The sequence below is a fragment of the Amycolatopsis sp. YIM 10 genome (assembly GCF_009429145.1).
GTDB lineage: Bacteria > Actinomycetota > Actinomycetes > Mycobacteriales > Pseudonocardiaceae > Amycolatopsis.
Genome location: NZ_CP045480.1, coordinates 3,927,887 through 3,951,400, shown reverse-complemented (window position 1 = coordinate 3,951,400; position 23,514 = coordinate 3,927,887). Strand labels below are relative to the sequence as shown.

Sequence of the window (23,514 nt, the reverse complement as noted above, 5' to 3'; positions counted from 1 at the left end):
GGTTTCCGCCTCAGCCGGTTCCCGGATCGCTCGAGTAGATCGACTTCCGGTAGTTCTCCGCGAGTTCGGACATCAGCTCGACGAACTCGGCGGCGGCTGGTTCGAGCCGGCCCGGTTCGGCGCACTCGAAGGCGTGCCGGATGGTGTGGGCCAGCAGTTGCGCCTTCGTCTCCAGGTCCAGCCGCGCGCCGGTCACCGGGTCCAGCGAGTCGTAGAGGTAGAAACCGGCGATCGTGGCCTGCAACGCGTACTGCACGCTCGGCAGGTCGCCGCGCAGCAGGCCGTAACGCACGAGCACCTCGAAGCTCCGCTCGTTGGCGAGCAGCTTGTAGCTGCGCGCACTGCCGTCGGCCAGTTTGCCGAGCAGCTCGGTGTCCCCGGTGATCAGCGCGGTGACCAGCCGCCGGCGGGAGGTCAGCTCGAACACGCGCGGGAAGATCCGGTGCGGCGCGATAACGGCCGGATCGGCCCTCAGCTCGGCGAGCAGCTCGTCGACCAGCGCGATCGACTCCCGCATCATCAGCGCTTCGAACAATTCGTGCTTGGCCCGCCAGTGCAGGTAGACCGTGCCCTTGCCGACCCCGGCCTTCTCCGCGATGTCGCCGATGGTCAGCTTCCGGTAGCCGTGCCTCAGCAACAGCGCACCCGCCGCGTCCAGAATGCGATCTGCTCGTCCTCGCACGTCAACCCCTAGATTTTGACCAGATTTCGAATCTGGTCATCCGGTCATGCGGCTAATGTAGCGCTGCCGCGACCGGCTCGGCAAGGAATTGGCCACCTTTGCCGGACAATGGAAAGACCCGCACTTCCCAGGGAGGCTCCGTGCACCCGCTTGTCCAGCTCCTGCCCGGTTCGGCGGTCGATGATCCCGACGTGCTCGCCGCCTACCGGCACGACCGGGCTTCCTTCTGCCCCAGCGGTGACCCGGCCGTGCTGGTCCGCGCGCGCAGCACCGAGGAGGTCTCGGTGGCGTTGCGCTGGGCGAGTGAGCACCGCGTTCCGGTGGTGCCGCAGGGAGCGCGGACCGGGTTGTCCGGCGCGGCGAACGCGCTCGACGGCTGTGTGCTGCTGTGCCTGGAAAAAATGGCCCAGATCGTCGAAATCGACGTGGCCGAGCAGCTGGCCGTGGTGCGGCCGGGCGTGCTCAACGGCGCGCTCGCCGCCGCGGTCGCCGAACGCGGGCTGTACTACCCGCCCGATCCCGGTTCGATGGAGATCTCCACGATCGGCGGCAACGTGGCCACCAACGCCGGTGGCATGTGCTGCGTGAAGTACGGCGTCACCGGCGATTTCGTGCGGGGGCTGGAAGTGGTGCTGGCCGACGGCCGGGTGATGCGGACCGGGCGCCGCACCGCGAAGGGCGTGGCCGGGTACGACCTGACGAGCCTGTTCGTCGGTTCCGAGGGCACGCTCGGCGTGATCACCGAGATCACCCTCGCGCTGCGGCCCGCCGCGCGGCGCCCGCTCACCGCCGTCGCGTTCTTCCCCTCACCCGCCGACGCGTGCCGCGCGGTCGCGGCCTATCTCGGCGAGGGGCACCGGCCGTCGGTGCTGGAGTTCATGGACGCCGAGACCGTGCGCGCGGTTTCCGCCTTGGTGGACCTGGGTTTCCCGCCGGAGGTGGGCGGGGTGCTGATCGCCCAGTCCGACGCGGGCGCCGCCGCGGAGGAACTGGCCGCGTTCGAACGCGCCGCGCTCGACTGCAAGGCCGACGAGGTGGTGGTCGCCGACGACCCGGCGGAGGGCGAGCTGCTGATGCAGGCGCGGCGGCTGGTCGGCCCGGCGCACGAAGCGCTCGGCACCAGCCTCGTCGACGACGTGTGCGTGCCGCGCGGGCGGCTGGCCGAGCTGGTCGAGGGGCTGGACGTGATCGCGGCCGAGCACGGTGTGCGGATCACCTGCGCGGGCCACGCCGGTGACGGGAACATGCACCCGTCGGTCATCTTCGACGACACCGACCCGGCGCAGGTCGCCGCCGCGCAGGCCGCGTTCGCCGCGGTGATGGACCTCGGCCTGCGGCTGGGCGGCACCATCACCGGTGAGCACGGAGTCGGTGTGCTCAAACGGGATTGGCTCGCCCGCGAACTCGACGACGCGGCGCTGTGGACGCACCGGCAGCTGAAAGCGAGCCTCGATCCGCTGGGAATCCTCAATCCAGGTCGCGTTTTCGCCTGAGCCGGGTTTTTGTCGGTGATCACCGCTAGCGTCTCCGGCATGAATCGTGTGGGTGTGATGGTGCCGTGCCGGCTGCCTCCGGCGCGGCTGGTCAGCTTGGCGCGCCAGGCCGAGGAAGCCGGGCTCGACGAGGTGTGGGTGGTCGAGGACTGCTTCTTCACCGGCGGCGTGGCGGTCGCGTCCTCGGTGCTGGCCGCGACCGAGCGGATCACCGTCGGCATCGGGGTGCTGCCGACGGTGGCGCGCAATCCGGCGATCGCGGCGATGGAACTGGCGACGCTGGCCGGGCTGCACCCGGGCCGGTTGATCGCCGGGTTCGGGCACGGGGTGCCGTCGTGGATGCGGCAGATCGGCGCGTACCCGCCCTCGCCGCTCGCCGCGTTGCGCGAGACGCTCACCACCGTGCGCGGCTTGCTCGCCGGGGAGCGGATTTCCTTTCAGGGCAAGCACGTCCGGTTAGATGACGTGCAGCTGGAGTTCCCGCCGGAGGTGGTGCCGCCGGTGCTCAGCGGGGTGCGCGGTCCGCGTTCACTGGCCGTCTCCGGGGCCGCGGCGGACGGCACCATCCTGGCCGAGCCGTCCAGCCCGGAGTACGTGCGGGCGGCGCTGGCGAGCATCACCGAGGGCGCGGGTGAGCCGGGGGCGCCGGAGCGGCATTCGATCGTGGCGTACAACTTCTTCGCCATGGACGACGATCCCGCGCGGGCGCGGGCACTCGTGCGCCCGTACGTGGTCGGCTGCCTGCAGGAGTCGACCGCTCCGCACATCCGGCCGCTGCCCTTCGCCGGGGACCTGCTCTCCCTGATCGAGCAGGGCGCGGACCTGTCGGCCGACCTGTCTCCGGAATGGGTGGACCGGCTCAGCATCTCGGGCGACCAGACGCGATGCGTGGAACAGGTACGCGCCCTGCACGGGGCGGGCGCCGAATCCGTGGTGCTGATCCCGGTAGGAGAGGAGGACAAGGCAATCGCCGCCGCCGGCGCGGTCGCCGAGGCAGCCAAACGCTGACCCATACCCTGCGGCGAGCCGCACGCCCACCGCGGGCCACGCCCCACCGCAGGCTGCGCGCCAGCCGCAGGCCACGCGCCAGCCGCAGGCTGCGCCCCACCGCGGGCCACGCACCCCGCGGCAGGCGGCGTGTACCCGCGGCAGGTCGTGCGCGCCCGCCCAGGTCGCGGGCACCCACGGCACGCCCGCGACGGGCCGCGCAGGCCAGCGGCCGGTCGCGCCTGCCCGCGGCGCCACGCGTTCCCGCAGCGAGCCGTGCGCGTCCGCAGCGAGTCGTGTGCTCCCGCAGCGGGCCGTGCACGCCCGCGGCAAGTCGTGCGCATCCGGCGCAAACCGTGCCCGCCCACCGCAAGCCGCGCCCGGCTGTCACAGGCCACGCCTGCCGCGGCAAGCCGCGCGCCCGGCGCAAGCGCCTGCCCACCGCGGGGCAGCCACCGCGCGCTCGCGGCAAGTCACCGATGCGCGCGGCGGCGGCCTGGCTCAGCGTCGGAGTCAGCCCTTCGCGGTCAGGTCCAGCAGGCGGCCCGTCAGCTCGATGTGCTCGTCCACACTGCTGGTCAGGTAAGTCAGGTCCACGAACGTGTGGTCCGGCTCCAGCGTGTCAACGATCTTCGACACCGACTCCGCGATGAGCGCGGGGTCGGTGCCGGGGTCGGCGTTCACACGCAGCGCCACGCCCAGCGCCCGCGGATCGCGGCCCGCCTTTTCCGCGTTGGCCCGGATCTTGGCCAGCGCCCCGGTCAGCACGTCGGCCGGGAACTGCTCGGGCACCGACCACACCGGCAGCCAGCCGTCAGCCCGCTCGGCGACCCGGCGCTGCGACCGCTCGCCGAATCCCGCCAGGTGCACCGGCGGCTTGCGCACCGGCTTGAGGTCGACGTGGGTCTCCGGGACCGTGTACCCGACGCCCTCGTGCGACACCAGGTCCTGGGTCCACCACTTGTCCAGCAGATCGAGCAGGTCGTCCAGCCGCTTGCCCCGCTCGGCCATCGGGATGCCGACGGCCGCGTACTCGTCGGGCGACCAGCCGATGCCGAGACCGGGCAGCAGCCTGCCGTTGCTGGCCACGTCGATGCTGGTCAGCTGCCTGGCGAAGTTGGCGGGCTGGTACTGCGTCGCGTTGATGGTGCTGGAGCCCAGGATCGCGGTCTCGGTCACCGCCGCCGCCACGGCCAGCGCGACGAACGGGTCCTGCGCGGTCCAGAACTCCTCGGGCATCGTGTCGTAACCGGGATAGGACACCTCGGGCGCGACCGGCGACAGCAACCGGTCCCCCACCCAGAGGCTGGCCGCCCCCGCTTCCTCGGCCGCGCGCGCGTACCGCGCGATCCCACCCGGTGAAGCCGCCGCTTTGCCGAACACCGGAAGACTGAACCCAAGCCGCATGGAGACTCCTCTGCAGTGCGAAGGGGCGGAACCGGCCCCACCGCCACTACTACTCAGATTTAGTTGCGCGTTCAAGTATCCCAGGTCAGACCGGTCGGCGCGGTCGCACCGGGAGCACCGAACCCGCCGACTGGCGGGACATTCCCGCCGCGTGGCTGCACGGGCACGACCGAAGATGACGGCAGGACCGAACCGAGGGAGAGCCCGATGACCACCACCGCCCCCACCCCGCCGCCGTTCGACGCCGAACTCGCCGCCGCGCTCGAGGTGCTGAAGGAGCAGATGCCGAGCCGGTTCGCCGAGCTGGACATCGCCACCCGGCGCGCCGAGTACTCCGAGCTGGAACTCTCCGACGAAGACCTGCGGCACGGCGGTGACTTCGAATTCGAGGAACTCACCGTTCCCGGTCCGGCGGACAGTCCCGGGCTGCGGCTGCTGGTCGTCCGCCCCGCCGGCCCGGTGACCGGCGCGATCTACTACGTGCACGGCGGCGGCATGATCCTCGGCAGCCACCGCTCCCCCGACCTGGCCTACGCGCTGGACTGGGCCGCGGAACTCGGGCTCGCCGTGGTCTCGGTCGACTACCGGCTCGCGCCGGAGCACCCGCACCCGGCGCCGGTCGAGGACTGTTACGCCGGTCTGGCGTGGACGGCCGAACGGTTCGACGGGCCGCTGGTGCTCGCCGGGGTGAGCGCGGGCGGCGGCCTGGCCGCGGCGACCGCGCTGCTCGCCCGCGACCGCGGCGGCCCGGCGCCGACCGCGCAGATGCTGCTGTGCCCGATGCTGGACGACCGCAACGACACCACGTCGGCGCACCAGATGCTCGGCCTCGGCATCTGGGACCGCGCCGCGAACGAGGTGGGCTGGACCGCGCTGCTCGGCGACCGGCGCGGCACGCCGGAGGTCTCCCCCTACGCCGCGCCGGCGCGCGCCGAGGACCTGTCCGGCCTGCCCCCGGCGTTCATCGACGTCGGCTCGGCGGAGACCTTCCGCGACGAGGCGGTCGACTACGCGACGCGGCTGTGGCAGGCGGGCGGGCAGGCCGAGCTGCACGTCTGGCCGGGCGGGTTCCACGGGTTCGACGGCCTCGCCCCGCAGGCGGCCATCTCCGCGGCGGCGCGGGCGCCGCGGCTGCCGTGGCTGCGGCGCGTGCTCGGCGCATGATGGTGGGATGAAGGATCTCGTCGGCAGGCTCTCCGCCCTCGATCCGGACGCCGGCGCGGCGCTCAAGGTGATCGCCTACTTCGATCGCCTGGTCGAGTCGCACGCCGGGCTGGAGCCGATGGTGCGGGGCGCGGCGGTGCTCTCCGGTGCCGTCGCGCGGCTGACCGTGCCGGATCGCCGCGTGCGGATCCGCGTCGATCCGGACGGCAACCGCCTCGGCGACGGGCCGCCGCCGGACGCGGGCTGGCCGCGGGCCGACCTCCGGTCCGGTGGCGTGCTCTGCCTGGAACGGCACGGGCCCGCTGGTCCGGTCGACGCGATGGTGCTCGAACGAGCGGTGGCCGCCGTGCACGGCGTGCTCGACCGGACCGTCGAACGCGACCCGCGCGAGGTCGTGCTCGACGCGACCGCCCCGGTCGAGGCGAGGTCGCGCGCGGCGCGACGGCTCGGTCTCGGCGAGACCGCGCGAGCCGTCGCGCTCGAAGGCGGCCGCACCCGCGTGGAGGCCGCCGGAACGCCCGTTCCCGGCGAAGAGCGGCAGGGCGTCGGGCCGGTGGTGCCGGTGCCGGAACTGCCCGGCTCACTGGCGGCGGCCAGGACCGCTCTCCGGTTCGCCGCCACCGACCCGGATCCGGGGCCGCGCGTGGTGCACGCCGACGAGCTGGGCGGGCTCGCCGTGCTGGCCACCGCCGTCGGCCACGACACCGCGCCGGTGCCGGACGTGGTGGCGTTCGAGCGCGCACTGAACTGCGCGCCGTGGGTGTTGCCGACACTGGTCGCCGTGGCGGGCAGCCCGAGCCTGCGCACGGCCGCGACCACGCTGGTGGTGCACAATTCCACGTTGCAGGAGCGGCTCGCGCACGGTGAGACGCTGCTCGGCTGGCCCGTCCGCGATCCGCGGGGGCGGCTGCGGCTGCAACTGGCGATCGCGCTGTGGCGCCTGCACCGGAACCCGGAGTGAACACCCGGATCTCACCGCCGCGCGCCGCGCCGCGAGCCGCCTGACAGTCGGCGTCCACAATGGACTGAATCCGGCCGACGACGGAGCACCGGGGAGCCAAACCCGTCTTTTGTAGCCGGGTTCCCCGGTTGACACAACCTACTTGCGTCGGCAAGTCACCAACCCGGACAAGATTTTGACATCTCTTGACCATGCCAACCACCGGGCGTATGGTCTAGACCACGTTGGCAAGCGGGAAACCCGCTTCTGCAAGCCAAAACTCCCTCCCCACCAACGGTTCCCTTAAGGAGCTGACATGACCGCCAAGAGGAAACTGCTCGCCGCCGCGCTGGGTGCCGCCGTCGCACCGATCGCGCTGGTGGCCATCCCGGCCGGTACGGCCAGCGCCCACGGCTACGTGAACGCCCCGGCCAGCCGTCAGGCGCAGTGCGCGCAGGGCGTGGTCGAATGCGGTGCGATCAAGTACGAACCGCAGAGCGTCGAGGGCCCGAAGGGCCTGCGCGAGTGCAACGGCGGCGTGCCGCAGTTCGCCGAGCTGAACGACAACAACAAGCCGTGGCAGGCCGCCCAGGTCGGCCGGACGGTGGACTTCACCTGGACCTTCACCGCGCGGCACAAGACCTCGAACTACGAGTACTACGTCGGCGGCCAGAAGATCGCCGACATCGACGGCGGTGGCCAGCAGCCGCCCGCCACGGTCACCCACCAGGTGAACATGCCCAGCAGCGGCCGCCAGACCGTGCTGGCCATCTGGAACGTCGCCGACACCACGAACGCCTTCTACGCCTGCATCGACCTGCAGGTCAGCTGACCGGACCGCTGATCGGGGGAGCGGGGGCGGACATCCGCCCCCCGCTCCCCCGTTAAACTCGGTGATCATGGAAGCCTCGCTCGTGCTGCACCTGCTCCGCCGATTCGGCGAGGCGGGCGTGCCGGTGTGGATCGGCGGCGGCTGGGGCATCGACGCGCTCGTCGGCAGGCAGACGCGGCCGCACGCGGACCTCGACCTGATCCACGATCAGACCCGCGAACCCGCCGCGCTGGCGGTGCTGACCGAGGAAGGCTTCGCCGAAACCCTGGACCTGCGGCCGGTGCGGTTCGTGCTCGACGGTCCGGCGGAGCTGGACATGCACCCCGTCCGGTTCGCCGAGGACGGTTCGGCCGTCCAGTCCGCCGACAACAACGGCGCCACCTTCACCTATCCCGCCGACTGCTTCGTCACCGGCCGGATCGAGGGCGTCGAGGTACCGTGCCTTTCGGTCGGCCGGCAACTGCTGTTCCACCAGGGTTACGAACCGCGCGAACGCGATCTGCACGACATGGCCCAGTTGCGCGCCGAATTCGGTGTCACCACGGCGTTCTAAGCCCGGTGTTCTAGTTCGGTGGCGTGCCGTCCCCGAACGGGCGCCCGCCCAGCGCTTCACGGCCGTGCGGGGTGCTCCAGCCGGACAGGTCCGGCCCGGCGGGCACGATCCCGCTCGGATTGATGTTGTCGTGCACCACGTAGTAGTGCCGTTTGATGTGGTCGAAATCGACGGTGTCGCCGAATCCGGGGGTCTGGAACAGGTCGCGGGTGTAGGCCCACAGCACCGGCATCTCGGTGAGCTTGAGCAGGTTGCACTTGAAGTGGCCGTGGTAGACCGCGTCGAAGCGGACCAGGGTGACGAACAACCGGATGTCGGCCTCGGTGATCGTGTCGCCGACCAGGTAGCGGCGGCTTTCCAGGCGTTGCGAGAGTTCGTCGAGGCGGTCGAAGAGCCGGTTGAACCGGCGGTCGTAGGCGGCCTGGTCGCGGGTGAAGCCGATCGCGTAGACGCCGTTGTTGATGTCGCGGAAGACCACCTCGTTGACCGCGTCGATCTCGTCGCGCAGCTTCTCGGGGTACAGCTCGGGGGCGCCTTCGCGGTGGTAGGCGGTCCATTCGGTGGACATGTCGAGGGTGAGCTGCGGATAGTCGTTGGAGACCAGCTTGCCGCTGGGCACGTCGACCAGGGCGGGCACGCTGACGCCGCCGTCGTAGTCGGGCTCGGCGGCGTGGTAGGCCTCGGACAGGAAGTGGATGCCGAGCACCGGGTCGCGCCCGCCGGGGTCGAGGGTGAAGCGCCAGCTGCGCTCGTCCTGGATGGGGTCGACGATCGCCAGTGATATCGCGTCCTCGAGCCCGAGCAGCCGCCGCACGATGATCGCGCGGCTGGCCCACGGGCACGCGCGGCTGGCGACCAGCCGATACCGCCCCGGTTCCACCGGCCACGGCGACGACCCGTCGGCCAGCGCCCGGCCGCGGAAGTGGTTGGGTGCCCGCTTGAACTCCTCAGCCATGCCCCCAGCCTAGTACCGCGACGGGGGTTGGTGCCGGATCAGTCCGCGCTCCGGGCCGTGTCGCTCCACAAAGGACAGCGGTGTCCCTTCACGCACAGGTGAATCCCCCGTGCGGCGGCCTTGACCGTGTGATGATCTTGTGGTGAAGAAGATATTCGGGCGAATCGCCATTCTCACCGCGTCCGCGGCCATCATGTTCGGCGGTGCCGCGGGCACCGCGTCCGCTGTCGACTGGGTCTTCATCGGCAGCTATCCCACCGAGGCGCAGTGCCTGGTGGCGGCCGATGCCTGGGCCAGCAGCGATGTGCGCACCCGATGCCAGTACACCCAGATGGACGGCTGGCACCTCTACGCGTACTCGATCGGCGGCTGATCCGACCACGAAGGTGGCTGGGCCGGTGCGGACCGGCCCAGCCACTTTCGTTTCCCCGCCCCCCTCGGCTCAAGCCGCCATACTCTGCTTCTTCAGCGCGGCCTGGTACTGCGGGTTGTTCTTCTTGGCATTGTTCTTGCCCGCCTTCCCGGTCGGCGTCTTGTTCTCGACCGGCTTGGTCCCGAGCTGCTCCCGGTCCTTGCGGTCCAGCTCCCCCTGCTTGTCGATGTGCCGCTGACGCTCAGTCCGCACCTTCGGCTTCTTGACCGCCTTGTCCCCGTCCTTACCGAACTGCTCCCGCGACTGCCGATCCAACTCCCCCTGCTTGTCGATGTGCCGCTGACGCTCAGTCCGCACCTTCGGCTTCTTGACCGCCTTGTCCCCGTCCTTACCGAACTGCTCCCGCGACTGCCGATCCAACTCCCCCTGCTTGTCGATGTGCCGCTGACGCTCCGACTTCGGCACCGGCTTCGACGCGGCCTTCTTGTCCGCGATCAGCGCGTCGCGGTTCTTGTCCTGCCGCGCCCGCTCGCGCAGGACGCGGGTCCGGTCGGTCGTGCAGGTGTTCTCCCCTCGGCACTCCTTGCTCGCCTGCTGGTACGACCGATCGGCGTTGGACCTGGCCGCCCGGTCCTTCGCCAGCTTGACCTGGGCGTCCAGCTTCTTCTGGAACTCGATCAGCGCCGGCGCGGTGTCCATCGCGGCGCCATGGCTGAACCCGGTCTTCTGGAACGGGCGGATGATCTGCCCGAAGGGATTGTCCTTCGTGTACCCGTTGTAGTAATCGACGATGTTCTTGCGCAGCTTCGGGTCCTCGATCGCCTTCGCCAGCATCTTGCGGTGTTCCGCGCTCAGGTGCTCCTGGTACTTCTGCCCGGCCAGCTCACCGAGGATCGCCAGCGCGGCCGCGCCACCACCACCTCTGCCGATGCGCGACCCGACCTTCGGGGCGACCGCCTTGGCGCCCGGCGTTTCCACGGTCTTGCCAGTGGTGCTCGGCCCGCCCTTCGGCGGCTTCGTCGGTTTGACCGCCTGGGGTGGCGCGTCACCGTCGTCGCCGTTCTTGTTGCGCTTCTTCGCCGCGTCCTGCTCGGTGATGTACTCGCTGACCCGCTTCGCCACCGTGTGCCGGTCGACGGCGCGGACGTGTTCCTTTTCCGCCTTCCCCGTCGCCGCCTGGGTCTTCTTGTAATTCTCCTCGAGCTTGGTGGTGTCGGCGCCGGACTCCTTGGCCTTCCGGAGTTCCTTGCGAGCGCGCTTCTCCTCGGCCTTGGCCTGCAACAGTTCCTCGTAGGCCTGGTCCGGGGTCTTGAGCTTGCGCTTGAGGTAGCACTCGGAAACGCACTCGGCGGCCAGCTTCAGCTGGGACGAGATGCTGGTCGGGAGCGAGCCCGAACCGGCGATCTTCTCGGCCAGGCACCTGCCGACGCAGCCGGGGAAGTACTTGGTGACCGCGTCCAGCAACTGGCTGGCGCGGACCCCCGACGAGATCGACCCCTTCTTGGCCAGTTCGCGCAGCTCGTTCAGCTTCTGCCGAATACTGCGGTCGTCGTCCGCGGAGGACGCGCTCGGCGGTGGCGCGGCGGCCGCGATCCCCGGCGCCACGGTGGAAATCCCCCCGAAGGCCACCGCGGCGGCGGCCGCCAGCACCGGCACCTGCACCCCCAGCCGGCGCAACCGCGCGCGAGCGTTTTCGAGCGTGGTTTCTTCGCTCATCGAACTCAACCCGATCCTCCCTACGCGGTTTTGGCCTGTGCCTTGGTCTTGGGCTTCGACGTCTTCTTCGACGAGTTCGCCTTGTCCGGCGCCTTCGCCTGTCCCGACGGCTTCGCCTTGTGCTTGGCCTGCCCCGGATCGGCCGCCTTGGTGCCGCCCTTGCCGGACCACTTCCGGTCCAGCTGCGCCTGCTTCTGGAGGTGGCGCTCGCGTTCGGACCGCACCTTCTTCTTCGGCGGACCGGCTTTCTTCTCGGGCGAAGCGTTCGTGGCCGCGGGCGGGGCGGCGGTGGCCACCGCGTCCACGACAGCGGAGAGGCCACCGAACGTGACCGCGGTCGCCAGGACCACGGCGGGCACCCGCAGGCCCGCGGCCCGCCAGCGCCGGTGCGCGTCTTCGGTGGTGGTTCGGCGCTGGTTACTCACCGGAGCCCACCTCCTCCAGCACCGAAGCGGTTTCGGCCTTCGGCTCCTCCTCGACGACCGGCGCGGCTTCGACGATTTCGTAGCTCCCGACCACGGCCGGGCCAGGCTCCGCGATCTCCGGCTGCGGCGCGGGCTCGGGCTCGGGCTCGGGCTCGGGCTCGGGCTCGGGCTCGGGGGCAGGCTCGGCCGCCGCGACCGGTTCGGCGGCCATCGGCTCGGCGAGGATCGCGCCCGAGTCGGTGGTCATCGGCTCCTGCAGCACCGTCGCTTCAGCAGGCACCACTTCGGCAGGCGCCACCTCAGCAGGCGCAGCCTCGGCGGAGGCCGGGCCCGCGGACACCGGGTCCGCGAGCACCAGAGCCGGCTGAGGGTCGCCACCCGCCGACTCGGTAGCGATCATCGGTTCGGCCTCGGCCACCATCGGCTCAGCGGTCGCGGCGAGTGGCTCGGCCGGAGCCGAGACCGGCTCGGCCAGAGCGGACACGGGTTCGGCCAGAGCCGAGACCGGCTCGGCTAGGGCGGACACGGGTTCGGTGGCGGCCGCGACCACCGGGGTCGCCAGGGAACCGATGGGATCGAGCAGGTCGGGCGGCAGGGCCAGCGGGATCTCCCGGTCGCGCACCGGGGCGATCCGGTCCGGCGGGACCGGGACCGGAGCCGGGTCGGCGGGCAGTGGGCCGGGTGGCGGCAGTTCCCCCGAGGGCGTCTCCCCGAAAGGCAGATCCCCCGAAGGCAGCTCCCCCAGTGGCAGGTCCCCCGCGGGCAACTCCCCTGGTGGTACCTCGTCGGCCGGGTGAAGGTCCGGGACGTAGCCCTCCTCGGCCAGGTAGTCGTCGAGCATCGCGCGGAAGTCCGCGGCGGCCAGCACGGGCGGCCGGTCGTCCTCGGCGAGCGCGGTGATCGCGGCCGCCCCCACCGCGCCCACGCTCAGCCCGCCCGCGAAACCCGCCCAGATCCAGATCTTCGGCAGCCTGCGCCGCCGCAGCCGGGTCATCTGACGTCGTGGCATCGTTTTCCTTCCTCGCCTCAGCAAAAGTCCGGATCACAACGAACCAGAGAGATCCCCAGGTCGGACAGGGAAAACGGCGTCCGGGACAGGCCGGGACACCCGAAAACGCGTTCCGGTGACCGGAAGAGCCCCCTCCCCACGCGGGCCCAACCGGCGGATCATGTCGGCGTGGCACTACTCGACGAAGCACAGTGGCAGGGCCGGGTCTTCACCGGCGGCTGGGAGTCCACCGGCGCCGACGCCCCGGTGACCGAACCGGCGACCGGCGCCGAACTCGGCAGGCACGGCCTCGCGGACCCGGCGGCCATCGCCCGCTCCGCCGAGCAGGCCGCCCGCGCGCAACGCGACTGGGCCGCCCGCCCGTTCCAGGAGCGCGCGGCCGTACTACGCCGCGCGGGACGGCTGTGGGAGGAACACGCCGACGAACTCCGCGGCTGGCTCGTCCGCGAGGCGGGCAGCATTCCCGGCAAGGCCGACTTCGAACTGCACGTCGCGGCCCAGGAATGCTACGAAGCGGCGGCCCTGCCCTCCCGCCCGCTCGGTGAGCTGCTGCCCAGCGAAGCACCGCGCACCAGCATGGTCCGCCGCGTGCCCGCGGGCGTGGTCGGCGTGATCGCGCCGTTCAACGCGCCGCTGATCCTCTCCATCCGCTCGGTCGCCCCCGCGCTGGCGCTCGGCAACTCCGTGGTGCTCAAGCCCGACCCGCGCACCGCGGTCTGCGGCGGGTTCGCGCTCGCCGCGGTGTTCGAAGAAGCCGGACTGCCCGCGGGCGTGCTGCACGTCCTGCCCGGTGACGCGACAGCCGGTGCGGCGCTGGTCGAGGACCCGAACGTCCGCGTCATCTCGTTCACCGGCTCCACCGCCGCCGGGCGCGCGGTCGGCGAGCTGGCCGGCCGTCACCTCAAGCGCGCCCACCTCGAACTCGGCGGCAACTCCGCGCTGCTCGTGCTCGCCGACGCCGATCTCGACCAGTGCATCAGCGCCGCCGCCTGGGGCTCGTTCTTCCACCAGGGCCAGATCTGCATGACCACCGGCCGCCACCTGGTGCACGAATCGGTCTACGAGGAGTACGTGGCGCGGCTGGCCGAGAAGGCCGACGGCCTGCCGGTCGGCGACCCGGCCACCGAGCAGGTGGCGCTCGGCCCGATCATCGACGGCGCGCAGCGCGACAAGATCCACCACCTGGTCACGTCCAGTGTGGACAGTGGGGCGCGGCTGGCCGCTGGCGGCACCTACCAGGACCTGTTCTACCGGCCGACGGTGCTCGCCGACGCCGGGCCGCAGGTGCCCGCCTACGCGCAGGAGGTGTTCGGCCCGGTCGCGCCGGTCACCCGGTTCGGCAGCGACGACGAGGCCGTCGCGCTCGCCGCCGCCAGCGAATACGGTCTGTCACTCGGCATCGTCACCCCGGACGTGGCAAAAGGACTGGCGCTGGCCGAGCGCATCCCGACCGGCATCGCGCACATCAACGACCAGACGGTCAACGACGAGGCCCACGCCCCGTTCGGCGGCGTGCTCGCCTCCGGCACCGGCTCCCGCTTCGGCGGGGCGGCGGCGAACATCGAGGCGTTCACCGAAACCCGCTGGGTCACCCTGCGCGGGGACGTGGCGGGGTATCCCTTCTGAGCGCGGCCGAAAGCGCGCCGGCGGCGGCCTGGACCGCGGTGCCGCACCGGTCCAGGTCGAGCCGCCGGGTGTGCCCGGTGATGGACAGCGCGGCCACCACCTCGCCGTGCGCGCCGAGCACCGGCGCGGCCACCGCGGTGACGCCCGGCTCGGCTTCCTCCAGGTTGATCCCGAGCCCGCGTTCCCTGGTGCGCTCCAGGTCCTTGTGCAGCAGGCCGGGCAGCACGATGGTGCGCGGGGTCAGCCGCGCGAGCCCGGCGTCGACCGCGCGGCGGAACCGGTCGCGGCCGCCCCAGGCGAGGAAGACCTTGCCGGTGGCGGTGCAGTGCGCGGGCATCCGGCCGCCCACCCTGGACCGGATGACCATCGACTCGCTGCCGCTGAGCTTCTCCACGAACAGCGTGCACACGTCGTCCGGCACGGCGAGGTGCACGTTCTCCCGGCTGGACCGCTGCAGTCCTTCGAGGAACGGCAGCGCCGCTTCGCGCAGCATCCGGTAGCGCGGCACCATCTGGCCGAGGCGGAACAGCTTCGCGGCGAGCCGGTAGCCGCCGTGCCCGGTCCGCTCCAGCGCACCCCAGTCGACCAGCTCGCCGAGCAGCCGGTGCGCGGTCGGTTTGGGCAGGCCGCTGCGAGCGGCGAGTTCACCCAGGCTCAGCTCCGGCTCGCCGGGGGTGAACGCGTCGAGCAGGGACAGCCCTCGCGCCAGCACCGACTTCGGTGCCGGTGCGGATTCGCCGCTCATCCGGGTGATGTTGCTCGGTGAACCTCTCGCGGGCAAGCGGTCGTTCCACTCATTGGGACGACCGGGACGATGGGGTCGGCTGAGCCGCCTGGACCGGTGCGAGGTGCACGCTGAGCACCGCCGATCGGCCGCCGGCCACCGCCCCGAGCGCCTCGGCCAGCGCGTCCTCGAGTTCGTCCGGACGGCAGACCGTGCGGCCCCACGCGCCACCGGCGGCGGTGGCGATGCCCGGCAGGTCGGCCTCCGGCTCGAAGCTGACGTTGAAGTCGTCCCGTTCGGCGGCCGTGCCCTCGGGGTGCACACCGAGCGTGGACAGCTTCGGCGACTTCCAGCCCCGGTTGTCCAGCACCACGGTCAGCGTCGGCGTGCCGTACCGCCGGGCCACCCACTGCGCCGACGAGGGCACGCCGAACAGGTAACTGCCGTCGCCGACGACCGAGACCACCGTGCGGTCCGGCTCGGCCAGCTTCGCGCCGATCGCCGCGCCCGCGTGCCAGCCGAGCGAACCGCCGCCGGAGCCGATCAGCGAACCGGGCCGGTTGCGGCGCAGGTGCCTGCCGACGGCCTGGTAGCTGGAGATCGCCTCGGTCAGCACCAGCGCGTCTGAGTCGAGCGAGTCGCGCAGGCACGCCAGCAGGTATTCGGGCGTGATCGTGTCACCGTCCGGGACCTCCAGCGCCGCGTATTCCCCGACGCGACGCCGGTGCTCGGCGGTGACGCGGGCCAGGCGTCCGTCGTCGGGGCGGTGCCCGATCCGGTCGACCAGCTGGACCAGGGCCGTGCGCGGATCGGCGCGGGCGAAGCACTCCGCGGGCACGTGCCACAGCGGCATCTGCTCCTTGAGCGGGTCGACGTCGACCACGAAGATCCGCGCGCCGTCGCGTGGCCGGTTGCTGACCGGGATCCACGGCACGTCGCTGCCCAGCACGAGGATCACGTCGGCGTCGGCGAGCACCGGGTCCGGTTCGGTGGTGTTCCACTGGAAACCGAGGTGCAGCGGGTGATCGGCGGGGAAGTTCATCCGCATCGGCACCGATTCGAGCACCGGCATCGCCAGCCGTTCGCACAGGTCCACCAGCACCGGCACGGCCTCCGGGTCCCGACCGAGATAGGAGGTGACCACGATCGGGTTCTCCGCCTGTCCCAACGCTTCCGCGAGCTGGTCGAGGACCTGCGGAGACAGTGCGGCCGGCGCGATCGGCACGGTGTGCGGCGGGTCCTGGCGCGGCACTCCGGCTTCCATCACCTCGCGTGCGCCGACCAGGTACACCGGTCCCCCGGGTTCGCTGTGCGCGATCTGCAACGCCCGGCCCACCAGGGTCTTGACGTTGTGCCCGGTGCGGATCTCGTTGTCGTACTTGGTGTACCCGCGGACGATGCCGCGCTGGTCGTGCACGTCCTGGATCCACTGGATGAACTCGTTGCGGCTGCCCAGCAGCTCGCCCTCCTGGGTGAACGGCGACGCACCGGCGAACACCAGCACCGGCACCCGGCCCTTCGCCGCGTTGTGCAGCATGCCGCCGATGTTCTGGGTGCCGCAGTCCACGTGCACCAGCACCGCCTGCGCCCGTCCGGTGACCTGCGCGTACCCCTGCGCGGCGGAGAACGCGACGCTCTCGTGCGGGCAGATGACCAGCTCCGGCAACGTTTCCGCCCGGCCTTCCGCCCTGGCGCGCGCGTAGGCCTCCACGATGCCGGGGTGATCGCTGCCCAGGTTCGCGAAGACGTACTCCACTCCCCCTTCGCGCAGCGCCTCCAGGAAGGCCCGGCTGGTGGTGTACGTCATGCGGTCACCTCCGTCCGGCGGCGGCCAGGGAAGGCGCGCGCGGCGAGTTCGTCGTACGGCGTGCCCTGTGCGGCCGCGTTCCTGCGTCCGGCGAGGCTGCCCAGCCAGGCGGCCAGGAAGCCCGCGGGCACCGAGACCAGTGCCGGGATGGACAGCGGGAACAGGTGATCGGCGCCCATCACGTCCGGGCCGACCAGCACCAGCCCGACCGAGACGACCAGCCCGCCGAGCAGTCCGCACGTCGCGCCGACGCGGTTGAAGCCGCGCCAGTAGATGGTCAGCAGCAGCACGGGCATCGTGGTACTCGCCGCGATCGCGAAGGCCACGTTGCCGAGAAAGGCCACGTTCAGCGTGCGGGCGCCCAGTGCCAGCACGATGGCCACCACCGACACCGCGACCCCGGCCAGCCTGCCGACCAGCAGTTGCTGCCGCTGCGTGGCCTGCCCGCGTTTGAGCACCGTGCTGTAGAGGTCGTGCGCGACCGCGCCGGAGGAGGCGATGGCCAGCCCGGCGAGCACGGCGAGAATGGTCGCCATCACCACGCCGACCACGATCGCGAACATCAGGTTCCCGCCGACCATTTCCGCCAGCCTCGGCGCGGCGAGATTGCCCGCCTTGTTGTCGGCGATGATGCGGTCCCGGCCGACCTCGTTCAGTGCGGCGTAACCGAATACCGGCAGCGCGAGGAAGAACAACGCGAAAATCCACATCGCCACCTGCGCGGAATTGCGAGCAGCCTTCGCATCGCGCACGGTCAGGAATCGCACCATCACGTGCGGAAGGCCCATGATTCCCAATGCCATGCCGAGGCTCATCGAAATGTTGTTCAGCCCGGTCGCGGTGCTGTCGTGCTGCGGCAGGATGATGTCATCGCCGTGGGTTTCGCGGGCTTCGAACATCGCGCCGAGCGGGTTGCCGCCGGTGCGCACCGCGATCAGCACCAGCAGGCCGAGCACGGTGGCGATCAGCAGGATCGCCTTGAACACCTGGATGTAGGTGGTGCCGACCATGCCGCCGAGCATGGTGTAGAGCGTCATCAGCAGCCCGATCACCACCACCGCGAGCGGGAACTCCACACCGAGCAGCAGTTGCGCGAGCACCCCGGCACCGACGAACTGGATCACCATGTAGACGATGCTCAGGATCAGCGACGCCACCGCGAGCACCGCGCGCAGCAGCCGCCCGTCGAACCGCGCGGCCACCGCGTCGGCCAGGGTGAACCGGCCGAGGTTGCGCAGCGGTTCGGCGATCACCAGCAGCACCAGCAGGTAGGCGATGGGAATGCCGAGCGCGAGGTAGAAGCCGTTGAACCCGGTCAGCGCGACCGCGCCGGTGATGCCGAGGAACGACGCCGCCGAGAGCTGGTCACCGGCCAGCGCCAGGCCGTTCTGCCAGCCGCTGACCCGGCCGCCGGCGACGTAGTGGTCGTCGGTGCTCTTGTTGCGCCGCGCCGCGTAACTGGTCAGGCCGAGGGTGACCGCGACGATCGCGGCGACCACGAGCACCGCGAGCACGTTCACGATCCGTCCTCGTTCTTGTCGCGGTTCTCGAAGCGGTCGGCCCAGCGCCCGTAGGCGAACGCGGCGCCGAGCGGGAACACGATGGCAAAAGCACCGGCCACATAACCGGCGCCGATCGGCCCGACCCAGCCGTCGAAAAGCGGGGTGAACGTGGTCAGCACGGGTACCGCGAGAAATACCGCGAGCGCGCTGACTCCCCCGGCGAGCGCGATTCTTTTGCGCACCGCCAATTCGGTATTGCGCACGTGGCCACCCTTCTGCCGAAGACCAGCCGATAATCACGCCACCGGTACGACCGCGGCAACCACCGCGTTCCGTTCCCCGGAATCGGGAATTCAGGTGGTGAACAACCAGAGGTGCGCCACCGGCCGGTCCGGGTCGCTCCGGTCGATCAGTACTTCCCTGGTCACCTTCGCCGGGCGGGCGCGGCCGGCGGGCAGCGCGTCCTGCGCCGAGGCGATGTCCGCGCCGCGGTCCGGGTCGAAGCCGGGCACCGGCGGCAGGAAGACCTGCCTGCCCGGCTCGAGTTCCTTCGTGAAGCCGGAATCCGCCAGCAGACTGTCCACTGTGTCCGGTTCCACCGCGATGGCGAGCGCGTAGAGCTGGTCGATGCCGCGTTCGTCGAGCACCCCGAGCACCTCGGCGCCCGGCGGCAGCACGATGCCGCCGAAGTCCAGTGCGGTCAGGGCGGCGGTGCTCATCGGCGGATGTCCGATCGGGTGCCGTCACGGTTGTCCGTGCTCTGCGGCAGCACCACCTGGGTCCCCGCGCCCGGCACCGTGCCCGAGTAGTGCCGCGGGTCGGTGGAGCCGGAGATGTTGTACTCCTGCGCCAGCCCGGACCGGTGCAGTTCGGCCAGCGACGCGTCGGTGACCGTCATCGGGCCGATCTGGGTGGCCTTGCCGCCGTCCCAGTTGTAGCGGTCGAACACGTGCGCGCGGTAGTCCATCTCGATCGTCGGGTCGCCGCCGGGCACCGCGGGCGGGTGCACGGTGGCCACCCCGCTGACCGAGTACTGCACGCCGCCCATCGCGTAGTACCAGTTCTTGCTCTCGGCCGGGCCGAGGTAGTGCCCGTGCCAGCCGGAGTCGAAGGTGACCGGGGTGCCGTAGCTCCCGGTGCGCGCGGCGTCGGCGGCGAGCTGGCGCATCTGCTCGGTGACCGTGCGGTCCACCACGCCGCGGAACGAGGGCACGTCGCGGGCGATCTGGTCGGCGTCCACGGTGACCGGGGTGCCGCTGTTGTCCAGGAAGTGCTTGAGGTGGCTGCTGGCGTTGGTCCAGCCGATGCCGTCGGCCACGTCGGCGCCGGCGTACGCGGCCTGCCAGGTCGCCTGGTCCGCCAGCGAGGGCTGCTGCGAGGCGTGCACCCCGGCGCCGGGATCGGTGGCGGGCTGCGGGCCCGGTCCTGGCAGCTGTGTGCCGCTGCCGCCCTGGGTGCCGCCGTGCCCGGTGCCGCCGCCGTACCCGCGCGCGGTGTCCTGGTCGGCGGCGGTGTAGCCGTCGGCCGCGAGCCGCACGTACTCGCTGATCTGGCCGATCAGCTCGACGAACCGGCCGAGCGCGCCGGTGAGCTGCTGCTGCAGCGAGGCGTTGGCGCTGCCCACCGCGCTGCCGATGCCGGCGAACGAAGCGATGTCGATGGCCAGCGAGCCGATCTCGCGCGCCGAGGTCGCCGCCGTGGAGTTCAGGTCCTCCATGGACCGGACCACCGATCTCGCGGCGTCCGGCTCCACCCGGAACGCTCCTGTCATCACGCCCTCCTCGTCCGCGGATCCCACCGGAAAGCCTTCCCGGCACGGGAAGCGCGCCAGACGGCCGAATTACCCACTGGCGAGCGGGCATTCCGGCCAGTACGGTCAGCTCAGCCTGTGCGGGGGCCGGGCGGTTCAGGCTGTTCGGCGACCTTGGGGGATCTCGATGAGGGCTTCGCGCGCACTCGTTTTTGTCACCGCGCTCACCGCGGCCGCGCTGCTCGGGCCACCGGCCTCGGCGGCGGGCTGCACGGTGGAGCAGTTGCCGGCGGGCCCGGCCACCGACCTGTCCTACGTCGCGGGAATCGACGCCATCGGCCGGATCGCCGGTGTGGCGGGCCCGTGGGCCGATCTTCGGGGCGTCCGCTGGACCGGCACCGCCGCCGAGGACCTCGGTGCCTTCGGTCCCGGCGCGGTCAACCGGCATGGTGTGCTCGCCGGTTCGCAGCACGCGAAGGCGACCGTGTGGCGCGAGGGCGTGACCACCACGCTGCCCGACCTCGGGCACGGCGCGGTGGCCAACGACATCAACGATCGTGGCGACGTGGTGGGCCAGGCCTTCGAGGCCGACGGCTACACCCAGGCCGTGGTGTGGCCGGTGGACGACCCGGGCACCATGCGAGTGCTCGCCGACCTGCCCGGTGCGTCCACCGCGGCCGAGGCGATCGACAACTCCGGCCTGATCATCGGCTGGTCCGGGCTCAGCACGCAGAACCAGTCCTCGATGGTCTGGCGTACCGACGGCACCGTCGTCGGCGAGTACCCGGCAGGCGTCTGGTTCAGCGACATCGTGCAGGGCCGCATCGTCGGTTTCCGCGAGCAGGACGGCGCCCGCGAGGCGATTTCGATGAACGCGATCAGTGGCGCGATCACGCCGATCGCGGGCGGTGCCGGCGGGCTCGCGAACGCCACGAACATCTCCGGCGCGGTGGTCGGTTCCGTCGGCGACAGCCCGGTGTGGTGGGCGCGGGGCAAAGCCACCGCGCTGCCGTTGCCGCCCGGCGCGGCCTCGGGCACCGCGACAGCCATCTCCCCCTTCGGTTCACTGATCGCCGGTGACGTCAGGGACGCCTCCTGGAAGCGGGTCGCCGTGGTCTGGCGCTGTGGCTAGTGGTTGCCACAGGACTTCCGATGGTGACCACCAAGTGGTCGCGGGGCCCCGCGCTGCTGATCGCCGCGGGAACACTGGGGCTGCACGCGGTCTGCGCGACGGCGTACGGCTACCACCGCGACGAGTTCTACTTCCTGGCCGAGTCGAAGCGGCTCGACTGGGCGTTCGCCAGCGAGCCGCCGTTCACCCCGCTGCTGGGCCGCCTGTCCACCACGCTGTTCGGTGATTCGCTGTTCGCACTGCGGTTGTGGCCCGCGCTCGCCGGGGCGGCCGTGGTGCTGATCGCCACGCTCATCGCGCGGGACCTCGGCGGGGGCGGGCGGGCGCAGGTGATCGCCGGGCTGGCGACGGGCACGGCCACGGTGTCCCTGTCGATGTTCCACCTCTTCGGCCCGAGCGCGTTCGACCAGCTCGCCTGGGCGGGCTGCCTCTGGATCCTGCTGCGGCTGGTGCGTGGCGCGGATCCGCGCTGGTGGCTGGGTTTCGGCCTGGTCGCCGGGCTCGGTTTCCAGAACAAGCAGACGCTGGCGCTGCTCGGCCTCGCGCTGCCGGTCGCCCTGCTGGCGACCCCGGCGCAGCGACGGCACGCGGCCACGCGGTGGCCGTGGCTCGGGGCGTTGCTCGCGCTGGCGATCGCGGCGCCGGTGCTGGTGTGGCAGGCCGCGCACGACTGGCCGATGCCGGCGGTCTCGGCGTCCATCCGGGAGGACGAGGGCGGCCTGGCGGGCGCGGCGTTGTTCCTGCCGATGCAGGTTCTGACGATGAACCCGCTGCTCGCGCCGGTGTGGATCGCCGGGCTGTGGTGGCTGTTCCGCACGGTGGAGTTCCGGCTGTTCGGCTGGTTGTACGTGGTGCTGCTGGTGCTGCTGGTGGTCGTCGGCGGGAAGTACTACTACCTGGCGCCGATGTACGTGGTGCTGTTCGCGGCGGGCGGGGTGGCGGCCGAGCGCTGGTCGCGGCGGGCGCTGGTGCCGGTCGCGGTCGGGGTGGCGGGGGTGGTCGCACTGCCGCTGGCGCTGCCGGTCCTGCCCGTGTCCGCGCACCGCGATCTGCCGATCACCGACATCAACCCGGTGCTCGCGGAAACCATCGGCTGGTCCGCGTTCCTGCGGCAGATCGCCGCGGTCCGCGACACGCTGCCACCCGATGAGCGCACCACGGCGGTGGTGCTCACGTCGAACTACGGTCAGGCGGGCGCGGTCGAACAACTCGGCGGGCCGTACGGCTTGGGCCAACCGGTCAGCGGGCACAACAACTACTGGCTCTGGGGCCCGCCCGCGGACTCCGCGACCATCATCGCCGTCGGCTTCGAAGACGGCCGGGCTCTGCGGGCACGGTTCGGTTCGGTGACGCGCGCGGGCACCGTCGACAACGGGCTGGGCGTGGACAACGAGGAACAAGGCACTCCACTGTGGATCTGCCGCGACCCGGTCCAGCCTTGGTCACGGTTGTGGCCGGAGTTCCGGAACTACGAAGCCTGACCCGGCGTCGGCTGGAAGTCGGGGCCGGGTGAACGCACTGCTCGACGACGTCGACGTGGAGGCCACCTGCTGAGACGGCCGCCCACCGGCGGGCCAGGTCAGCGAGATCGGGCTCACCGCGGCCGAACTGACCGGCGGCGTCACCTTCGCCGAGGCGTGCCGAACGCTCGCCACCGAGCACGAAGCGGCCAGGCATGGCGCGGGCGCTCGAAATCGCCGGACTGCCCCTTGAAGGCAGGCACCACCGCGGCGAAGATGACGCCTGGAACATCGCGGCGCTCATCCTGCACCTGGACCACTGGCCCGCGTAACCGGCAGGAGGCCGACGTGACCGAAGCGACGCTGCTCACCTGGACCCTGGTCGCCTTCCTCGGCGTGATCACCCCCGGCATCGACACCCTCCTGGTGCTGCGCCACACCCTGCTCGCCGGACGCCGGGCCGGGTTCCGCGCGGTCACCGGCATCGCGCTCGGCTGCCTGGTCTGGGCCACGGCGAGCCTCGCCGGACTCACCGCCCTGCTCGCCGCTTCGGAGGTCGCGTACCGGATCGTGCGCATCGCGGGCGCGGCCTACCTGATCTGGCTCGGCGCGTCGGCGATCTGGAAAACGCTGCCCCGCAACCGCCGTCCGGTCGAGCCGCTCGACGCCGGACCGACCACCACCAGGGCACTGCGCGCCGGTCTGCTCACCAACCTGCTCAACCCGAAGGTCGGCGTTTTCTACGTCAGCCTGCTCCCCCAGTTCCTGCCCACCGGCCCCGGCTCGACCGCCTGGGGCGCGCTGCTGGTCGCCATCCACCTGGCAGTCACCTTCGCCTGGTACCCGCTGCTGATCTGGACCGCGTCGAAGGCCCGCCGCCTCCTGCTCCGCGAGCGCGTGCGCCGCCTGCTGGACCGGGTGACCGCCACCGTGCTGATCGGCCTCGGCGTCAAGCTGGCCACCGAGTCCCGATAGGC

At 71.5% G+C, this 23,514-nt stretch carries 23 protein-coding genes; 11 read left to right on the top strand and 12 right to left on the bottom strand.

Annotated elements, in window-relative coordinates:
* Positions 1–10: 10 nt before the first annotated feature.
* Positions 11–682 (bottom strand): TetR/AcrR family transcriptional regulator, encoded by a 672-nt coding sequence (locus YIM_RS19060; RefSeq protein WP_153031642.1) that lies wholly within the window; start codon positions 680–682, stop codon positions 11–13.
* A gap of 140 nt (positions 683–822) precedes the next feature.
* Between YIM_RS19060 and YIM_RS19055 the strand changes: the two genes are divergently transcribed.
* Positions 823–2,175: an FAD-binding oxidoreductase gene (locus YIM_RS19055; protein WP_194240211.1), complete on the top strand. Its 1,353-nt coding sequence runs from the start codon at positions 823–825 to the stop codon at positions 2,173–2,175.
* Between the two features lie 39 nt (positions 2,176–2,214).
* The gene (locus YIM_RS19050) at positions 2,215–3,183 is read left to right on the top strand and encodes an LLM class flavin-dependent oxidoreductase (RefSeq protein ID WP_153031640.1); all 969 of its coding nucleotides are present in this window, start codon (positions 2,215–2,217) and stop codon (positions 3,181–3,183) included.
* A gap of 492 nt (positions 3,184–3,675) precedes the next feature.
* On the opposite strand, the gene YIM_RS19045 is transcribed toward YIM_RS19050, so the two are convergent.
* Complete coding sequence (locus tag YIM_RS19045) at positions 3,676–4,569, bottom strand: TIGR03619 family F420-dependent LLM class oxidoreductase (protein ID WP_153031639.1); 894 nt, start codon at positions 4,567–4,569, stop codon at positions 3,676–3,678.
* A gap of 207 nt (positions 4,570–4,776) precedes the next feature.
* Here YIM_RS19045 and YIM_RS19040 point away from each other — a divergent pair, with 207 nt between their 5' ends.
* The 4 genes from YIM_RS19040 to YIM_RS19025 all read left to right on the top strand — a co-directional run bounded on the left by YIM_RS19040 (position 4,777) and on the right by YIM_RS19025 (position 8,058).
* Positions 4,777–5,733, top strand: coding sequence for an alpha/beta hydrolase (locus YIM_RS19040; protein ID WP_153031638.1), 957 nt, complete (start codon positions 4,777–4,779; stop codon positions 5,731–5,733).
* 7 nt (positions 5,734–5,740) lie between these two features.
* Positions 5,741–6,694: a helix-turn-helix domain-containing protein gene (locus YIM_RS19035; RefSeq protein WP_153031637.1), complete on the top strand. Its 954-nt coding sequence runs from the start codon at positions 5,741–5,743 to the stop codon at positions 6,692–6,694.
* Between the two features lie 295 nt (positions 6,695–6,989).
* A complete protein-coding gene (locus tag YIM_RS19030) occupies positions 6,990–7,505 on the top strand; it encodes a lytic polysaccharide monooxygenase auxiliary activity family 9 protein (protein WP_153031636.1) in 516 nt (171 codons plus the stop codon).
* A 67-nt stretch (positions 7,506–7,572) separates the two neighbouring features.
* Positions 7,573–8,058 carry a nucleotidyltransferase domain-containing protein gene (locus tag YIM_RS19025; RefSeq protein WP_153031635.1) on the top strand — a complete coding sequence of 162 codons (486 nt, stop codon included), beginning with the start codon at positions 7,573–7,575 and terminating at the stop codon, positions 8,056–8,058.
* A gap of 10 nt (positions 8,059–8,068) precedes the next feature.
* On the opposite strand, the gene YIM_RS19020 is transcribed toward YIM_RS19025, so the two are convergent.
* Entirely contained in the window at positions 8,069–9,013 is a 945-nt protein-coding gene (locus YIM_RS19020; RefSeq protein WP_153031634.1) for a glutathione S-transferase family protein, read from the bottom strand.
* 142 nt (positions 9,014–9,155) lie between these two features.
* Here YIM_RS19020 and YIM_RS19015 point away from each other — a divergent pair, with 142 nt between their 5' ends.
* Complete coding sequence (locus YIM_RS19015) at positions 9,156–9,386, top strand: hypothetical protein (protein WP_153031633.1); 231 nt, start codon at positions 9,156–9,158, stop codon at positions 9,384–9,386.
* Between the two features lie 69 nt (positions 9,387–9,455).
* Here YIM_RS19015 and YIM_RS19010 read toward each other — a convergent pair whose 3' ends face one another.
* From YIM_RS19010 to YIM_RS19000, 3 genes are read right to left on the bottom strand one after another with little or no spacing between them, the layout of a single operon-like run.
* The gene (locus YIM_RS19010; RefSeq protein ID WP_153031632.1) at positions 9,456–11,102 is read right to left on the bottom strand and encodes a hypothetical protein; all 1,647 of its coding nucleotides are present in this window, start codon (positions 11,100–11,102) and stop codon (positions 9,456–9,458) included.
* Between the two features lie 20 nt (positions 11,103–11,122).
* A complete protein-coding gene (locus tag YIM_RS19005) occupies positions 11,123–11,527 on the bottom strand; it encodes a hypothetical protein (protein ID WP_153031631.1) in 405 nt (134 codons plus the stop codon).
* Positions 11,520–12,536 carry a hypothetical protein gene (locus tag YIM_RS19000; RefSeq protein WP_153031630.1) on the bottom strand — a complete coding sequence of 339 codons (1,017 nt, stop codon included), beginning with the start codon at positions 12,534–12,536 and terminating at the stop codon, positions 11,520–11,522. Before YIM_RS19000 ends, YIM_RS19005 begins: the two co-directional genes overlap by 8 nt.
* 168 nt (positions 12,537–12,704) lie before the next feature.
* Between YIM_RS19000 and YIM_RS18995 the strand changes: the two genes are divergently transcribed.
* Positions 12,705–14,162, top strand: coding sequence for a benzaldehyde dehydrogenase (locus YIM_RS18995; protein WP_153031629.1), 1,458 nt, complete (start codon positions 12,705–12,707; stop codon positions 14,160–14,162).
* Here the strand turns inward: YIM_RS18995 and YIM_RS18990 are convergent.
* From YIM_RS18990 to YIM_RS18965, 6 genes are all read right to left on the bottom strand, one after another.
* The gene (locus YIM_RS18990) at positions 14,125–14,907 is read right to left on the bottom strand and encodes an IclR family transcriptional regulator (protein WP_153031628.1); all 783 of its coding nucleotides are present in this window, start codon (positions 14,905–14,907) and stop codon (positions 14,125–14,127) included. The genes YIM_RS18995 and YIM_RS18990 overlap by 38 nt on opposite strands.
* Positions 14,908–14,956: 49 nt before the next feature.
* Positions 14,957–16,693: a thiamine pyrophosphate-requiring protein gene (locus YIM_RS18985; RefSeq protein WP_153031627.1), complete on the bottom strand. Its 1,737-nt coding sequence runs from the start codon at positions 16,691–16,693 to the stop codon at positions 14,957–14,959.
* A complete protein-coding gene (locus tag YIM_RS18980) occupies positions 16,690–18,213 on the bottom strand; it encodes a cation acetate symporter (protein ID WP_153031626.1) in 1,524 nt (507 codons plus the stop codon). The genes YIM_RS18985 and YIM_RS18980 overlap by 4 nt, the downstream gene beginning before the upstream one ends.
* Positions 18,210–18,437: a hypothetical protein gene (locus YIM_RS18975; RefSeq protein ID WP_153031625.1), complete on the bottom strand. Its 228-nt coding sequence runs from the start codon at positions 18,435–18,437 to the stop codon at positions 18,210–18,212. The genes YIM_RS18980 and YIM_RS18975 overlap by 4 nt, the downstream gene beginning before the upstream one ends.
* A 111-nt stretch (positions 18,438–18,548) precedes the next feature.
* The gene (locus YIM_RS18970) at positions 18,549–18,914 is read right to left on the bottom strand and encodes a hypothetical protein (RefSeq protein ID WP_153031624.1); all 366 of its coding nucleotides are present in this window, start codon (positions 18,912–18,914) and stop codon (positions 18,549–18,551) included.
* Positions 18,911–19,966 carry a hypothetical protein gene (locus YIM_RS18965; protein WP_153031623.1) on the bottom strand — a complete coding sequence of 352 codons (1,056 nt, stop codon included), beginning with the start codon at positions 19,964–19,966 and terminating at the stop codon, positions 18,911–18,913. The genes YIM_RS18970 and YIM_RS18965 overlap by 4 nt, the downstream gene beginning before the upstream one ends.
* A gap of 166 nt (positions 19,967–20,132) precedes the next feature.
* On the opposite strand from YIM_RS18965, the gene YIM_RS18960 reads away from it, so the two are divergent.
* The 3 genes from YIM_RS18960 to YIM_RS18945 all read left to right on the top strand — a co-directional run bounded on the left by YIM_RS18960 (position 20,133) and on the right by YIM_RS18945 (position 23,512).
* Positions 20,133–21,077: a hypothetical protein gene (locus YIM_RS18960; RefSeq protein WP_153031622.1), complete on the top strand. Its 945-nt coding sequence runs from the start codon at positions 20,133–20,135 to the stop codon at positions 21,075–21,077.
* 20 nt (positions 21,078–21,097) lie between these two features.
* Positions 21,098–22,558, top strand: a complete 1,461-nt coding sequence (locus tag YIM_RS18955; RefSeq protein WP_153031621.1) for a glycosyltransferase family 39 protein — start codon at positions 21,098–21,100, stop codon at positions 22,556–22,558.
* A gap of 327 nt (positions 22,559–22,885) precedes the next feature.
* Positions 22,886–23,512 carry a LysE family translocator gene (locus YIM_RS18945; RefSeq protein ID WP_228004820.1) on the top strand — a complete coding sequence of 209 codons (627 nt, stop codon included), beginning with the start codon at positions 22,886–22,888 and terminating at the stop codon, positions 23,510–23,512.
* Positions 23,513–23,514 lie beyond the last annotated feature (2 nt).

Bases quoted from the DNA above. Each gene is read 5' to 3' on its own strand.
- YIM_RS19050 (WP_153031640.1), top strand. From the start codon at position 2,215: ATGAATCGTGTGGGTGTGATGGTGCCGTGCCGGCTGCCTCCGGCGCGG.
- YIM_RS19045 (WP_153031639.1), bottom strand. From the start codon at position 4,569: ATGCGGCTTGGGTTCAGTCTTCCGGTGTTCGGCAAAGCGGCGGCTTCA.
- YIM_RS19040 (WP_153031638.1), top strand. From the start codon at position 4,777: ATGACCACCACCGCCCCCACCCCGCCGCCGTTCGACGCCGAACTCGCC.
- YIM_RS19035 (WP_153031637.1), top strand. From the start codon at position 5,741: ATGAAGGATCTCGTCGGCAGGCTCTCCGCCCTCGATCCGGACGCCGGC.
- YIM_RS19030 (WP_153031636.1), top strand. From the start codon at position 6,990: ATGACCGCCAAGAGGAAACTGCTCGCCGCCGCGCTGGGTGCCGCCGTC.
- YIM_RS19025 (WP_153031635.1), top strand. From the start codon at position 7,573: ATGGAAGCCTCGCTCGTGCTGCACCTGCTCCGCCGATTCGGCGAGGCG.
- YIM_RS19020 (WP_153031634.1), bottom strand. From the start codon at position 9,013: ATGGCTGAGGAGTTCAAGCGGGCACCCAACCACTTCCGCGGCCGGGCG.
- YIM_RS19010 (WP_153031632.1), bottom strand. From the start codon at position 11,102: ATGAGCGAAGAAACCACGCTCGAAAACGCTCGCGCGCGGTTGCGCCGG.
- YIM_RS19000 (WP_153031630.1), bottom strand. From the start codon at position 12,536: ATGCCACGACGTCAGATGACCCGGCTGCGGCGGCGCAGGCTGCCGAAG.
- YIM_RS18990 (WP_153031628.1), bottom strand. From the start codon at position 14,907: ATGAGCGGCGAATCCGCACCGGCACCGAAGTCGGTGCTGGCGCGAGGG.
- YIM_RS18985 (WP_153031627.1), bottom strand. From the start codon at position 16,693: ATGACGTACACCACCAGCCGGGCCTTCCTGGAGGCGCTGCGCGAAGGG.
- YIM_RS18970 (WP_153031624.1), bottom strand. From the start codon at position 18,914: ATGAGCACCGCCGCCCTGACCGCACTGGACTTCGGCGGCATCGTGCTG.
- YIM_RS18965 (WP_153031623.1), bottom strand. From the start codon at position 19,966: ATGACAGGAGCGTTCCGGGTGGAGCCGGACGCCGCGAGATCGGTGGTC.
- YIM_RS18960 (WP_153031622.1), top strand. From the start codon at position 20,133: ATGAGGGCTTCGCGCGCACTCGTTTTTGTCACCGCGCTCACCGCGGCC.
- YIM_RS18955 (WP_153031621.1), top strand. From the start codon at position 21,098: ATGGTGACCACCAAGTGGTCGCGGGGCCCCGCGCTGCTGATCGCCGCG.